Below are 13,526 nucleotides of genomic sequence, written 5' to 3'. Positions count from 1 at the left end.
TTCTGTGACAGAGGGTAAAGGAGAGGGCGACCCGATTTCATTAAATGGACTGGTGTTGTTCATTAAGCTAGGCAGGTCGCCCCTACAGGGCTTTTACCGGTGTGGCTTTCATCCATAAAAATGGGCGCGATCGCGAATTTAGACTGGGGTTTTTCAGACTGTAGTTTTCAGTTACTGATGATGAAGACGTAGGGAGTGCGGCATCTCCAAACCATGAGCGTTCATTAACGATTCATTAGCCATAACTTGCTGAGGAGTTCCGTCAGCAATAATTCGTCCTTCATCCAGTAAAAGCACGCGATCGCACACTTCGATAATTAATTCTAAGTCATGGGAAGAAATCAGAATGGTTTGCTGAGCGGTTTGGAGAAAGTTGATCACGCGACGACGATAGCGCATGTCTAAATTTGCGCTAGGTTCATCGTATAAAACTAACTGAGGACGCATAGCTAACACCCCCGCGATCGCAACCATGCATTTCTCTCCCCCAGATAAATTGTGCGGTACTCGTTCTGAGAGCATTTCAACACCAGCCAGAGACAGTGCATCTTGAACGCGATGGTTGACTTCATCCCCTGACATCCCCATATTCTGTAGACCAAAGGCGACATCTTCCCATACTGATGGTAATAATAACTGGTCATTGGGATTCTGAAACACTAAGCCAATTTCCGGGCGAAACTCACCCACAACCACAGGTTGTCCAAATAAGTCGATGTCTCCAGAGGTTGGTGTTAAAATACCACAGATTGAGAGGAATAACGTTGTTTTGCCCGCACCATTGGGTCCAATTAAACCAACTCGTTCTTCAGGATATATATTGAAAGTGACATCTTGTAAAACCGCCGATCTATCCGGATAGGAGAATCTCAAATCCGAAACCGCGATCGCTGGTTCTCTAGCACTATCTGGGTTAGATACAAGTTGTTGTTGTGGTCTCATAATTTGTCATTCGTCATTTGTCATTTGTCATTTGTCATTAGTAAGGATTGGAGTCATTTTTTCCGATTATTACCGCCTTTCTACCAGAATTTCAGCAACGACGAATCCAATCGCGATCGCAACGGTTATTCCCAAAATAATTAAATCCCCACCAGAAACACGATTCTTGGGATTAGGCGGTTTACGATGGTGCAGGGTATAACCATACCCTCGCAATATCATCGCTTGATAAACCTGCTGTGACTGGTTGTAACTGCGAACCAATAAGCTACCCACTAGAGACGCCAGCACATTCAGATTGCGGCGCGAGAAACGAGTCGCCCGAAACCCCCGCAGTTGCATTGCTCGTTTCATTTTGATCAAATCTTCACCAAACTGTTCGATATAGCGGTACGTCAATAGAGTCATATCCGCTAGTACCGCCGGAAGTCCCAGCGATCGCATGGCTTTGACGGTACTCAAAAATGAGGCTGTACCAAAGAGAATTAAACTCACGGTGAGAATACATAAAAATCGAGTCGCAATCAGCGCTAGCGCCACGATTCCCTCTTGATATAGACTCAAAACACCGATCTGAACGATTACCGTACTACCAACGGTAAACGGTAAAAGCAGAGTAATTGCCAGCAAAAAAAAACCGGGGTAGCGCAGCCGCGATCGCAAAAACGAGAAGGGTAATCTGGAGAGGTAATAATACACCAGTGTCACGACGATCATCCCTGGGAGTAAACTTAACTGTTCAACAAATGAAAACGCAAAAATTAAGCTAAATAAGCCAATCAGTTTACAACGGGATTCCCAACGATGAATCGGAGAGTCTAAATTGGCATAAAAATCCAGTCCGTGTTTCATTAACTCTCCAACAATTCAGGTTTGACTTGTTTCAAAAACAGAGCCACGGCTGTCGTAAACGCGCCCTCAATTGCCATGAGTGGGATATGAGCCAATACCAATCCGGAAATTGCCATTTTTTCGGCTGATGCATCTATAGTTGCGGGAATATTAGTAATCACTAAAGCGAAAAATAGCAGCGTGGCTATCGCCAAACCTCCCGCACCGCCGATAAAGGCAAAGATACCCGTCACCACTCGATTATCCTTATCGAATTTTAGGCGCAACTGAAATAGGTGATACGCCAAAATTGCCGGAACGCCAAACATTGTGGCGTTTACCCCTAGAGTCGATAAACCACCATGCTGAAACATCACGGCTTGAAAGAATAAACCGATAAGAATGGCAGGAAACGCATAATATCCCAACATTGTGCCTAACAACCCATTCAGAATCAAATGGACACTCGTTGGTGGGATGGGAATGTGAATCCAAGAAGCGACAAAAAAGGCGGCGGTGAGTAGGGAGGCTTTGGGGATATTCTCTTGGGGATTCGGATCTCGGTTAATTTGGCGCAGGGAGTACCAAGTGAAACCGCCTGTCGCTGCGTAACCTGTGATACAGACAGAAGCAGGCAGGATGCCATCAGGAATATGCATAATTTTTGTGTAGTTTTGACCCTTCACTTCGGAAAGAGGGCAGGGCGCGTGACCCTTCACAACCCTCGATGGAACCGGGTTTGTAGGGGCGGGTTTAGGGACTTACGTTTCACAACTGATGATAACATTTAATCAAAACCCGCCCTAACGTGTAGGGGCGGGTTTAGGGACTTACGTTTCACAATTGATGATAACATTTATTCAAAACCCGCCCTGATCTTATTTTTTTGACAATGAACAATGAACAATTCTAACCTAATTGTGACTACCTACTTAGTCTGTTTTGTCCCTTTAACAAAATAGAGTGCTGTACCGACAAACCCCCAGATCACCGCAACTGACATCACCACGATTTGCATGGGTGTGAATGAGCCATTCGTGGATTGAATATTCATTACTTGACTATCTTCGGTGTTCTCTGTTGATGATTTATCCTCACCCATAGAAATAGTAATCAAATCTCCGTGACCCGCCTGGCGAACCTGAACTGCCCATTCTCCCGATTGTGAGCGATCGGGAGCAAAGACAAAACTACCATTTTCGTCGGTGGTTCCTTGCAGCCAAGGAGTAGAAGGATCTTGGGGAGAGTAAACCGTCACTTGGGCATTGGACATGGGTTCGCCGTTATCAAAAGCCGCATCAATTTTAATCGCCTGGGTAGTTTCATAGTTAATCTTGGCACCATGAGCCGTAGCTTTAGCTGACCAGCTCATCACTAACATTAGGATAAGGGGGACTAAAAAATTCCTTGGCATCACTCAAATTTTCTTAATGTTTTAGGAACGGTTAAAACCCAGTTCGCGACCCATAACTCCTCTTTATTGTCCGTGATGATTTTCCTGATCGCAAAAGGACAAATGACATAAGACATAAGACCAATTTAACTCGATTCGTTGGCAACGGTTTGGATTTCTTCACAGTGACCCTCACCAACGTGACCTAAACTGGGAAGAATTTCCTGAAGTTTCTGGTATTCTTCTGGGGAGAGTCCCGACTTGAGCTGCTCTTGGTTTAACTCAAGTGTGCCGTCTTGGGCTAGAGTCGCTAATGGCTCAAACCCTAAGGCACCAGTATTAATCTCATCATCAGCGGGTGCGCCTGCATCACCAAAGAGGTGATCAAAGTGGAACGTGGCTTCCAAGTCGGCGGTATCCCCTTGAGCAAGAATTCCCTTACGTTCGTCGCCCACAAATTCCCCACAGACAAATTCTAAGGGCTGATTCAGGGCAACGGTAAAGTCAATGGTTTGCCCCTCTTTCTCGGCTGTCCCTACCATAACTAGGATTTGACCTTCAGCCGGTCCCTCTTCAGCTTTGACCATTTTCCAGGATAAAGCATTATATTGTCCGGCAGGGGCATCGGCAACTTCTTCCACGAGAATGGGTTCAGCATCTTCCCCACCTGCGGCTAAATCAACCGTGTGGGTTTTGTCAACAACCACTTTGTCTTTCGCTTGCACTTTACTACCCGCCTCAGCATTGAATGGTGGGTCACTTTGGTAAGCGGTGATATCGGCTAAGTTGACATAAACATGATCAAAGGAGATTTGCCATCCATCTTTTGATGTGAAACCCTGACGGACAAAATCCTCGCCATTCGCCCGGATTTCTAGGGTTCCACTCCCTTGACTTGCCTGAGTTTCACTCTGAGTTTCTGTTTGTGTCTGAATCTCGCTGGTGGTTTCACTCTGGGAACAGCCAACTAGCGTCCCAGTTGTCAAGACCATCAGGCTCGTGAAAATGATTATTGGTTTCCTCATTGATGACCTTTGGCGGTTTTCATACTATACCCAATTAAATCCAACAAGTTTTCCCAATAATTTGCAATACCCCTATAGGGCATCTTTTGGCAAACGGCGAACAGGAAACAGGGAACAGGGAACAGGGAACATAAGTTATTGTTCTCGCTTTTTGATTAAGTCATCTGATGGATTTAGCGGTGTACGGTAGACCGAAATAACGCTAGCTTAAGTCAGCGACATTCAAGTTTAATACATTGACAACTGAGTGACGCTTTTTCCACCCCTTCATTTTGCCAACAACCTTGCCATCAGGCATAATCGCTCCTTTAAGGATGGCGCTTTGAAGATGCGCTGAACTCCAATGAGAAGCCGCCTGGAAATTTGCCAAGCTCAAGTTGGCGTTTTGGAAGTTTGTTTGGTTTAACGACGCCTGGCTCAAGTTGGCTAAAATTAAAATAGCCGATGTAAAATTAGCTTGGGTTAAATTTGCCTGATTAAACTTGGCGGAAATGAGCAGAGAGTCGTTCAGTTTGGCACCGTGTAAATTTGCCTGAGAGAAATTAACATCCATTAACGAGGCTTGACTCAAATCAGCCCATCTTAAGTCTATTTGTTTTAAGGAAACCCCCCTGAGAAAGACGCCACGTAAGTTGACGCCACGAAAATACCGTTCTCCAGCGGCATATTGCTGCAAAAGTTCTTCTGCTGTCATAGTGGCTTTGGATTTTCCCTCCCACTGAATGCTGTTTCTGACCGGGCTGAATCTAGTTCTTTATTAAAGCAAACTGTAGGGCGGCTGAAAATACCAGGGAGGGGTATAGAACAATTTAGGGAGAATCCTCTACTATATGCTGTAAGTCCTGGTCATGATAACCAGGACTTGTAGAAAACCTATTAAAGTTGACCGGAAACTAACTGGATACACCAGCTTAGTTAATGGTACTGATAAAGAGTGCTGCAAGAGTTCCCGTCACTCCAACGGCGATTAACAGGTTGTTGAAAAATCGACCGAATTCCGGCTCTATTCCTAAGACTTTATCTTCTTGACCCGCTGTAAAAAACAATGACCAAGCTTGGTTCAGTGTTAGAGAATCAAAGTTGTTAAAATCAGTCCGAAAAATAACGGGTCTAAATAGGTCTTTGTTTGTGAAAGAGTCAAAATCAGTTTTCATTATGTCTCTCCTGACAAGGTTAAACGAGTGCGCTCTCTGATGTCTAGAGGTTGGTAAACCAGCCAATCAAGCTTTGTCCACTCAGCGCTTCTACCGCCAAGAGTGAGATGAAGCCAATCATGGCTAGACGTCCATTGAGATTTTCGGCGTATTGTGTCCAGCCAGTGCGGGGCGTGTCATCGACATAAACCTTGGGTTCGATCGCAAAGTTATTCAGTCTGTCTCCTTCTTCGACGCTGTAACCGCGTGTAGTCATTTGCTTGTCTCCTTTGTTTTCGTCTGACATTAATAAATGTAACACAATGTAAATATTTTTTGCAAGTGCTTGACAAAAGCCAAGTATGGAATTAAATAGCAAGCCCCTACTCACTTAACTAAACCCGCCCTTGTTGGAGGGAGGAGGAGGGGAAGAGGATTACCAATGAACCATCAACAATGAACCATGAACAAAGGACAAATCCCCAATTACCCTTTCCCTGTTAGCCAATAGGTAAGCATTTCTCCTTTGCCCTTAACCTCAATCACCCCGCGTTTTTCCAAGGTATACCGATCCTTTAACCGCTCGTAAGTTGCCTGAGTAACTTGAATTCCCCCAGAAATTCCTTGAGATTCCATCCGTGAGGCGACATTTACCGTATCTCCCCACAGATCGTAAATAAACTTTTTCATCCCGATGACTCCAGCAATCACCGGTCCAGTATTAATGCCAATCCGCAGTTGAAACGCTTCTCCGGTATCCATGCGAAATTGAGTAATCACCCGTTGCATCTCTAATGCCATATCCGCGATCGCTTCAGTATGATCGAATCGGGGTAAGGGTAGACCACAGGCAACCATATAAGCATCACCAATGGTTTTAATCTTCTCCAACCCATACTCCTCAGACAGCAAATCAAACGTGGAGATAATGGTTCCGAGTAATTGAACTAATTCCGTCGGTGGCATTCGGCTTGATAGGGGTGTAAACCCAACAATATCCGCAAACAAAATCGTCACATCGTCGAATTGCTCAGCGATCAGGGCTTCCCCATGGTACTTGCCTAAGGTACTGTGATTTTGTTTCAACTGCTGGGCGATCGCCTCTGGCAAAATGTTTAATAACAGGCGTTCTGACTTTTCTTGTTCCGCCCGCAAGTCTGCTTCCGCTTGCAGGCGCTTCTTCTCAACTTGAATCCGTTGGGTGATATCTTCTAATACCCCTAAAACGCCAACGACTTTACCTTGGGCATCATGGATGGGAATTTTACTCACATCCAGCCAAACCGTTTGTCCATCAACGGGGGGTTTTTGTTTGGTTTCGACCACATGAAATTCGGCTTGATTCCGGCTAATCACCCGCGCATCTTGCTGGCGGTAGAGTTCAGCAATGTCTCGACTAGGCAGTAAATCATAGTCTGTTTTACCCACCACAACCTCTGGGCTGTCTAACCCGGCTGTCTTTGCCCACTTTTTATTGCAACCGAGAAAGACTAAATTGATATCTTTCCAAAAGACTTGTTGCGGGATATTATCGATAACTAATCGTAAATATTCCTCTTTTTCTCTCAAGGCGGCTTCAGCTTGCTTGCGTTCTGTCACATCCGTGCCAATGGAGAGAACTTCAATTAATTCCCCCGCCTCATTAAAAATTGGTTTATTTGCCCACGTCACCCAAACCGTTTTCCCTGTCTTATGAATGGTTTCCACGGTTCTGATCCGATAGCGTTCTGGACGTTTGCGGATGGCTCGAATCAAGATAGATAGCATCCGTTGCGATCGCGGCGTATTCGGGACGAGAGTTCCGACTAGAGAACAATTTAGGAGTTGATCGTCATCGTAGCCAAAAAATGTCTGACCATAACGATTAATGAATTTAATTTGCCCCTGAACATCCCACCGCAAAATAATGCAATTGGGGGTTTCAACTAAATCTCGATACTGTGCTTCACTGGCTCGCAACGCTTCTAGGGTTTGTTTATGCTCAGTAATATCCCGCGCCACCCAGAGAACAGAGTCTTTTGAGATGGGTGAAATACTGGCTGCAAACCAAACCGTTCGATCAGCCAAGGTGAGACGATACTCAACCTGAACCGTCTGTTGGCTGTCTAAGGCTTGGCGAATATACCCGACAAACTGATCCGCCTGCGATCGCGCCAAAAGATCATACTCCGTTTTGCCCAGCATCACTTCAACCGGTTGACCTAACAAGTCAGGATTGGCTGAGACAATTTTCAGATAACGTCCTTGGCGATCTTTGACGAAAATTAGTTCCGTCATCGCCTCAAATAAGGCACGCAACTCTGAATCAGAGTTGAGGGAATTTGTCAAGGCTTTAGACCGTTGACATAAACGTGAGAGGGACTGACGTATCCCAATGGAAATTAACCCAGTGAGTAGGGCGACTAAGGCAAAAACCCCCAGCCAGACAAGCAGGATATGAGGGGTATAGGGATAAATGGCTGACCAATTGGTCATGGTTGACGGTAACATCAGTTTACATCACCGACCAGGCTTGCCTGTGAATCGTTGCCCAGATGCTACCCCAAATCAATCTGACACCGTTGCACTGGTTCGGTTCGATATGTCCTTCCTAGCAGACCAAACGGCGCGATCGCTTCGCCCTACAGCAGGTATTTCCATAAATCCTGCACTAAGTAAGTGTGTGGGTGTAGCTAGCTCATCCAATCAGTCTGTCTTAGAAGTGAATTCCATGATAGCGACAGACGGAGAATCCGGCGTTGATTTTGATCAACCCTTAGCATGGATGTTCTATGTTAAGCCGTCATGCTTCCTCGAATGAATAGACACGCCATGGTGCGTCTCATAATCTTTGATTTAGAGACGGGATCTGTCACAATGATGTCCTGGTTGTTTCCCAGGGTGAGAAATTCATGGGTCGTGCTGAAAAAGTTGTACTAGCCTACTCAGGTGGCGTCGATACTTCCGTCTGCATTCCTTATCTCAAAGAGGAATGGGGGGTGAAGGAGGTGATCACGCTAGCCGCCGATTTAGGTCAAGGTGATGAGTTAGAACCGATCAAAGAAAAAGCCTTGAAATCAGGTGCCGCCGAGTCTCTGGTGGCGGATGCGACTGAACGGTTTGTCACAGATTACGCCTTTCCAGCAATTCAGGCAAATGCGCTGTATGAAAATCGCTATCCTTTGTCCACAGCGCTAGCGCGTCCACTGATTGCTAAATTATTGGTTGAAGCAGCCCAGGAGTATGGTGCAGATGCCGTGGCTCACGGTTGCACCGGTAAAGGGAATGATCAGGTGCGGTTTGATGTGTCGATTACGGCGCTCAATCCTAACTTGAAAGTTCTTGCACCCGCGAGGGAGTGGGGGTTGAGCCGGGAAGATACGATCGCGTATGGGGAACGGTTCGGGATTCCCTCTCCAGTGAAAAAGTCGTCTCCTTATAGTATTGACCGGAATTTGCTGGGTCGCAGTATTGAGGCGGGAATTCTCGAAGATCCCATGGCTGAACCGCCGGAAGAAATCTATCTGATGACCAAAGCGATCGCGGATACTCCCAATGATCCAGAATACGTGGAGATTGGCTTTGAGCGAGGAATTCCAATCTCGCTGAATGGTCAAGCCCTTGATCCCGTCGCCCTGATTACTCAGCTTAACCAAGTCGCCGGAAATCATGGGGTGGGGCGAATTGATATGATTGAGAATCGGGTTGTTGGGATTAAATCTAGAGAGATTTATGAAGTCCCGGCTCTGTTAACCTTAATTCATGCCCATCGCGACTTAGAAAGCCTGACGTTGACATCTGATGTCAGCCAGTATAAGCGAGGGATTGAAGACACCTATAGCCAGCTTATTTACCAGGGGTTATGGTACTCTCCCCTAAAAGATGCTCTAGATGCGTTCATTCAGCAAACTCAGGAGCAAGTTTCCGGAAGCGTGCGGGTGAAATTCTTCAAAGGTAACGCCACCATTGTCGGACGAGCGTCTAGCAATTCTCTCTATACCCCAGAACTAGCCACCTATACCTCTGAAGATCAATTTGATCACAAAGCCGCTGAAGGCTTCATCTACATTTGGGGATTACCCACTCGCGTTTGGTCAGCCAAAACTAGAGGTTAAATGCCAGTAGAGACGTTGCATGCAACGTCTCTACAAATCGCTAGGATAGAAAGACCTACTTTCACGTTTCAGCCTCAACGTCCCTATGCCCACCTATCCTGGAATTTCTAGCGACGCCTTCCGACACCCCCTTGACCAACAAGCTGAGGATGCCCTACGGAGTGTTCCTGGATTTAACCTAGCTGCCCGCAAATTCGTCGAATTTATCTACGAACGCCCCCAATTCGTCTATCTGATGGGCAATAGTATCCAAGTGGGACCGCGCCAATATTCCACCATTTACAGCTTATTTCGCGAATGTGTGCGAGATTTAGATATCCATCCTGAACCCACTCTATTTGTTAGTCAAAACCCCCAAGTGAATAGTTATGCCTTGGGACAGGATCATCCATACATTGTGTTGAATACAGGGTTATTAGACTTACTCACTGAAGTCGAAATTCGCACCGTGTTGGCACATGAACTCGGACATATCAAATGCGGTCACACGATTTTAATTCAGATGGGAATCTGGGCGATGGGTGCGGCGGCGTTTCTGGGAGATTTAACCTTTGGGATTGGCAATATTGTCACCAGTGGTTTACTCTTTGCCTTTTATGAATGGCGGCGGAAAGCGGAGTTATCGTCAGATCGGGCGGCTTTATTGGTTATCGATGATATCAATATCGTCATGAAAACGATGATGAAACTATCGGGGGGTTCTCATGCTTATGGTCATGAATGCAGCCTTGATGAATTTATCCGCCAATCCGACCGATTTCAAGACCTTGACCAAGATAGTCTTAATCAAGTTTATAAGTTTTTATTATACAACGGTGGGAATGGTTCGTTTCTTACCCATCCTTTTCCGGTTGAACGTTTGCGCTATCTGCGAGATTGGGTCAAATCAGAAGACTATCGTCAAATTCGCCAGGGCAATTATCAACGAGTAACCGACGAAGGATCAGTCAATGTGCCATCCCAAGCGGCTCAAAACCAGGAAGCCCAACGATTACAGCGTCAACTCGAAGAATTACAACAGGAAATTAACCGGATGAAATCTGAGTCGGATCAGTCTTAAAGGTTTGTATGTAGTAAGCGCTTTAGCGCTATAAACGTTCGCATCGCTGACTTAAGCATTATTCTCCCCCTGCTAATAGACGTTGCATGCAACGTCTCTACATGCTTCCCCTGCTTCCCCCCGCTCCCCTTAACCGAACAGTATTGAGGACATTCTTTACTGTTCCCTGTTCCCCGTTCCCTGTTCCCTCGCCTCACCACAACGCTTATTCAGCACCCCCTATATATTTTCCCGAAAATATATATGATGAATTTATGTCAATATCAATTGTGAGATCGTCAAGCTGAACACGTCGATGAGCGGTAGCCTTGACGCAGGGTGTCATCAACTTGCTACTATTAGACCTTCAGTAAGGGCGTAAGCGTCCTCTTGGATTTCCATGATCAGGGAAGTTATCTTAGATACTCGTCATACTGAGTCTCGTACTCAATCCAACCAGCTAGGATTCCCTCTTCAGCAGGCACAGGATGTTATCTATCAATTTTTGCTAGATACGGTTAAACAACAACCGCCAGAAACCGTTTTGCAAGAATTTAAATTGTTATTTATTGACTATAATGCTTCAGAAGGTAATCCGGAAGCGATTCAAGCTTTATCAGAAATACTTTTTGCTAACGATGAAAAAGAATTTACCAATACCCTTAAACGTTCCTGTTATATTGTTATTAATAATTGGTATATCTCAAGAAATTTCACGGCTAGCCAAGACTTAGTATCCCTATTTTCTGATGTAAAACTGACGCGAAAAACATTATCGCCAACATTAAGCCGTCAAAGAGCATGGCTGTTAAATTTCATTAACAGTCAAGACTATCACGAACTTCAATTATTTATTACTCAACAAGTAACTTCAGATCCTGGTCATTGGAGTAACCGTTATATCTCTTATCTCCTCGTTCCCCAGTATACAAATTTGAACAACCCCGTGGAGCAACGTGAAGCGGCGAGAATCTTGTCAAAAAAACTCAAAGATCAGTTCAAGTTTGATTTGGCAATGTATACGGCGTACTCTAAATCCGCAATTTGTCGGGAACCTATTTACAATAATCCTACAGGTTTAGGGGATAAAGTTGTTGATCTAATTAAAAAAATTGTAGTTAAGCATGGAATGTTTAACTATAAAAATGTCGCTAATATATTTTTAGAACAAACCAAAGATTTAAATTATAAACGATTTAAAAAAAGTTTACAAAACTATCTTATATTTTCCGTTAAAAAGAAAGAGCTAGTTAAATCCTTAAATCAAACCTTAACTGAGAAATTAAATGATCTCTACGAAGATTACCACAATACAACCATAGAGGCGGCATTACTCCTGAGAACCTGTAACCGCTTAATTGAATATTTAACCACTGAAAATCAGGATGAGCCGTCGCCCCTGTTTATTTTGCTCATGTCTCAAGCTCATCACTTAACCTTAGCGATGCTCTTGCTAAAAATCATTATGATTTGTCCGAACTCGCGTAATCATCTAGAAACTTGCATTGCTAAATTAATTCAATATTACACCAATTATTCGGAAGAGAGCTGTCGTTGGGTGATTACATTTTTTGAAGTGTTTAAAATTACCTTTGCTATTCATACGGAAAATGTCCAATATAATCTGATCAAAATGGATAATACGACAAGTTCCGAATTTCAGCTAGATGCTTACCGAGTGTTTTCTCAGCTTCGGGACTATGTAAAATTGGAAGAGAAACCCGAAAATCAGTAGATTGAGACGTTTTCGGTTCAGATGGGGTGCAGCGGTGCAAGGATGCAGGGGAGAAGAGAAGCTGCTGAAGACTGTAAATGATTTTTCTCTGTCTTCAGTTAGAGACGAGCCGCTTCCAGGATCAAGTAGAATGTCACCTTGGCTAGAGATAGCGATCGCCTGGATAGTGATAAGCTAGGCAATCGTGAGGTGCATATCGCTTAGGAGTATAGCGTGAAACGACTGACTGAGATTTGGCGACAGATATTAACACTGGCTTTAGCCTGCGTGATGCTACTGATTGGTACGGCGTGTAGTAGTACAACGGTAGACAGTGGGCGTCCAGAAAATCCTCCGGTTCAAGCTGGAGGTACGAATAACCCCTACAAGAAGGGGGGAGACAGCTACACTGACAACAATATGTCTCTAAATCCTGATGTCAGCCGTAGGCTCAACGTATCAAACAACTCGGTAGAGCAATCCGAATTAGCTCGATTAAGTTGAGAACGGTGATTGCTTTAGACTTAGGATAATTCACTGACAATACAACTAAGGAGATTTTTTTTATGGGCAGAATGATAGATTGGCTAAAAAATAAACGGTTTACTCAATTATTAACCGTAGCTTTAGCGGGTATCTTTGTATTCATCAGTACAGGATGCAATAGTGGAGTATCAGCGAAGACGGCTGACGATGTGACAAAGAATGTTACTGAAGTTCTCACGCCTACAGGCGGAGCGAAAGACTATCAGGGGGTTGATTCTCCGAAAACGTCTCGAAAGACAAATGACAATCCTGATAAATTAATTAAAAACGCTGAGAAAAACCTGGAGAAGAAGGCGGATACTCCTGAAAAGTTTATCGAGAATTATCAAGAAGGAGCGCCGCTGAATAAACGAGTTGAGCGACTCGGCAAAGATGTGAAAGAGTCAGCCACTGATTTCACCGAGGGTGTGACTGAGGGAACTCAGAGAGGTGTTAAAAATCTCAAAGATAATACAACGGATGCGGCTGAAGATGTAAGCAAGTCCGCCAAGCGTTCGGCAAAAGAGGCAAAGGAAAAAACTGAAGATGTTGCTGAAGATGTAGCTAAATCTACCAAACGTTCAGCCGAAGATACGAAAGAAAAGGCACAAGAAACCGGTGAAACTATCGTCAAAAAGACGAAACGCGCCGCAGAAGATACCGCCGATGCCGTACAAGATAAAGCCAGTAAAGCCAGTAAATCAGCGCAGCGAGCATTAGAAGATACGGCGGATGCGATTGACTAGAGTCGGAACTCTTGACATAAGTCTTCTATTAGTGTGAGTATTTAGGGTTGATTGTTAATCGCAATGAACCTTGAACACCATAAA

Annotated in this window: 15 protein-coding genes; 6 read left to right on the top strand and 9 right to left on the bottom strand. The window is 44.6% G+C overall.

All coding sequences use genetic code 11. The annotated features are described in order from the left end of the window. Window positions 1-171: 171 nt before the first annotated feature. The 9 genes from RID53_RS27710 to RID53_RS27670 all read right to left on the bottom strand — a co-directional run bounded on the left by RID53_RS27710 (window position 172) and on the right by RID53_RS27670 (window position 7,799). Window positions 172-942, bottom strand: a complete 771-nt coding sequence (locus RID53_RS27710; RefSeq protein ID WP_446391161.1) for an energy-coupling factor ABC transporter ATP-binding protein — start codon at window positions 940-942, stop codon at window positions 172-174. Window positions 943-1,011: 69 nt separating this feature from the next. After that, window positions 1,012-1,794, bottom strand: a complete 783-nt coding sequence (gene cbiQ / locus RID53_RS27705; protein WP_446391160.1) for a cobalt ECF transporter T component CbiQ — start codon at window positions 1,792-1,794, stop codon at window positions 1,012-1,014. Further along, window positions 1,794-2,432 (bottom strand): cobalt transporter CbiM, encoded by a 639-nt coding sequence (cbiM, locus tag RID53_RS27700; protein ID WP_446391159.1) that lies wholly within the window; start codon window positions 2,430-2,432, stop codon window positions 1,794-1,796. The genes cbiQ and cbiM overlap by 1 nt, the downstream gene beginning before the upstream one ends. Before the next feature lie 269 nt (window positions 2,433-2,701). Next, the gene (locus tag RID53_RS27695; RefSeq protein ID WP_446391158.1) at window positions 2,702-3,187 is read right to left on the bottom strand and encodes a carboxypeptidase regulatory-like domain-containing protein; all 486 of its coding nucleotides are present in this window, start codon (window positions 3,185-3,187) and stop codon (window positions 2,702-2,704) included. 125 nt (window positions 3,188-3,312) lie between these two features. Then, window positions 3,313-4,158: a DUF4382 domain-containing protein gene (locus RID53_RS27690; RefSeq protein ID WP_446391157.1), complete on the bottom strand. Its 846-nt coding sequence runs from the start codon at window positions 4,156-4,158 to the stop codon at window positions 3,313-3,315. A gap of 235 nt (window positions 4,159-4,393) precedes the next feature. After that, window positions 4,394-4,885, bottom strand: a complete 492-nt coding sequence (locus RID53_RS27685) for a pentapeptide repeat-containing protein (RefSeq protein WP_446391156.1) — start codon at window positions 4,883-4,885, stop codon at window positions 4,394-4,396. A 217-nt stretch (window positions 4,886-5,102) separates the two neighbouring features. After that, window positions 5,103-5,345 (bottom strand): hypothetical protein, encoded by a 243-nt coding sequence (locus RID53_RS27680; protein ID WP_446391155.1) that lies wholly within the window; start codon window positions 5,343-5,345, stop codon window positions 5,103-5,105. A gap of 43 nt (window positions 5,346-5,388) precedes the next feature. After that, on the bottom strand, window positions 5,389-5,601 hold the full coding sequence (locus tag RID53_RS27675) for a chlorophyll a/b-binding protein (protein ID WP_446391154.1): 213 nt from the start codon (window positions 5,599-5,601) through the stop codon (window positions 5,389-5,391). Window positions 5,602-5,810: 209 nt separating this feature from the next. Beyond that, a complete protein-coding gene (locus tag RID53_RS27670; protein WP_446391153.1) occupies window positions 5,811-7,799 on the bottom strand; it encodes an adenylate/guanylate cyclase domain-containing protein in 1,989 nt (662 codons plus the stop codon). Between RID53_RS27670 and RID53_RS27665 the strand changes: the two genes are divergently transcribed. The 6 genes from RID53_RS27665 (at window position 7,798) to RID53_RS27640 (ending at window position 13,442) form a co-directional block, all read left to right on the top strand. After that, window positions 7,798-8,124: a hypothetical protein gene (locus RID53_RS27665; protein ID WP_446391152.1), complete on the top strand. Its 327-nt coding sequence runs from the start codon at window positions 7,798-7,800 to the stop codon at window positions 8,122-8,124. The two genes, RID53_RS27670 and RID53_RS27665, sit on opposite strands and share 2 nt — an antisense overlap. A gap of 91 nt (window positions 8,125-8,215) precedes the next feature. Further along, window positions 8,216-9,418 (top strand): argininosuccinate synthase, encoded by a 1,203-nt coding sequence (locus tag RID53_RS27660; protein WP_446391151.1) that lies wholly within the window; start codon window positions 8,216-8,218, stop codon window positions 9,416-9,418. 85 nt (window positions 9,419-9,503) lie between these two features. After that, window positions 9,504-10,478 (top strand): M48 family metallopeptidase, encoded by a 975-nt coding sequence (locus RID53_RS27655; protein ID WP_446391150.1) that lies wholly within the window; start codon window positions 9,504-9,506, stop codon window positions 10,476-10,478. Between the two features lie 379 nt (window positions 10,479-10,857). Then, a complete protein-coding gene (locus RID53_RS27650) occupies window positions 10,858-12,192 on the top strand; it encodes a hypothetical protein (RefSeq protein ID WP_446391149.1) in 1,335 nt (444 codons plus the stop codon). A 213-nt stretch (window positions 12,193-12,405) separates the two neighbouring features. Continuing rightward, window positions 12,406-12,675, top strand: a complete 270-nt coding sequence (locus RID53_RS27645; RefSeq protein ID WP_446391148.1) for a DUF6658 family protein — start codon at window positions 12,406-12,408, stop codon at window positions 12,673-12,675. Window positions 12,676-12,737: 62 nt separating this feature from the next. Then, window positions 12,738-13,442, top strand: coding sequence for a hypothetical protein (locus RID53_RS27640; protein ID WP_446391147.1), 705 nt, complete (start codon window positions 12,738-12,740; stop codon window positions 13,440-13,442). The last annotated feature ends 84 nt before the right edge of the window (window positions 13,443-13,526 follow it).

It is taken from the genome of Coleofasciculus sp. B1-GNL1-01 (assembly GCF_040220235.1).
In the GTDB taxonomy this organism is placed as follows: Bacteria; Cyanobacteriota; Cyanobacteriia; order Cyanobacteriales; family Coleofasciculaceae; genus Coleofasciculus.
This window is presented reverse-complemented; position numbering and strand designations above follow the sequence as displayed.

Coding starts and splice junctions, on each gene's coding strand:
- RID53_RS27710 (WP_446391161.1), bottom strand. CDS start 942: ATGAGACCACAACAACAACTTGTATCTAACCCAGATAGTGCTAGAGAA.
- cbiQ (WP_446391160.1), bottom strand. CDS start 1,794: ATGAAACACGGACTGGATTTTTATGCCAATTTAGACTCTCCGATTCAT.
- cbiM (WP_446391159.1), bottom strand. CDS start 2,432: ATGCATATTCCTGATGGCATCCTGCCTGCTTCTGTCTGTATCACAGGT.
- RID53_RS27695 (WP_446391158.1), bottom strand. CDS start 3,187: ATGCCAAGGAATTTTTTAGTCCCCCTTATCCTAATGTTAGTGATGAGC.
- RID53_RS27690 (WP_446391157.1), bottom strand. CDS start 4,158: ATGGTCTTGACAACTGGGACGCTAGTTGGCTGTTCCCAGAGTGAAACC.
- RID53_RS27685 (WP_446391156.1), bottom strand. CDS start 4,885: ATGACAGCAGAAGAACTTTTGCAGCAATATGCCGCTGGAGAACGGTAT.
- RID53_RS27680 (WP_446391155.1), bottom strand. CDS start 5,345: ATGAAAACTGATTTTGACTCTTTCACAAACAAAGACCTATTTAGACCC.
- RID53_RS27675 (WP_446391154.1), bottom strand. CDS start 5,601: ATGACTACACGCGGTTACAGCGTCGAAGAAGGAGACAGACTGAATAAC.
- RID53_RS27665 (WP_446391152.1), top strand. CDS start 7,798: ATGGTTGACGGTAACATCAGTTTACATCACCGACCAGGCTTGCCTGTG.
- RID53_RS27670 (WP_446391153.1), bottom strand. CDS start 7,799: ATGACCAATTGGTCAGCCATTTATCCCTATACCCCTCATATCCTGCTT.
- RID53_RS27660 (WP_446391151.1), top strand. CDS start 8,216: ATGGGTCGTGCTGAAAAAGTTGTACTAGCCTACTCAGGTGGCGTCGAT.
- RID53_RS27655 (WP_446391150.1), top strand. CDS start 9,504: ATGCCCACCTATCCTGGAATTTCTAGCGACGCCTTCCGACACCCCCTT.
- RID53_RS27650 (WP_446391149.1), top strand. CDS start 10,858: ATGATCAGGGAAGTTATCTTAGATACTCGTCATACTGAGTCTCGTACT.
- RID53_RS27640 (WP_446391147.1), top strand. CDS start 12,738: ATGGGCAGAATGATAGATTGGCTAAAAAATAAACGGTTTACTCAATTA.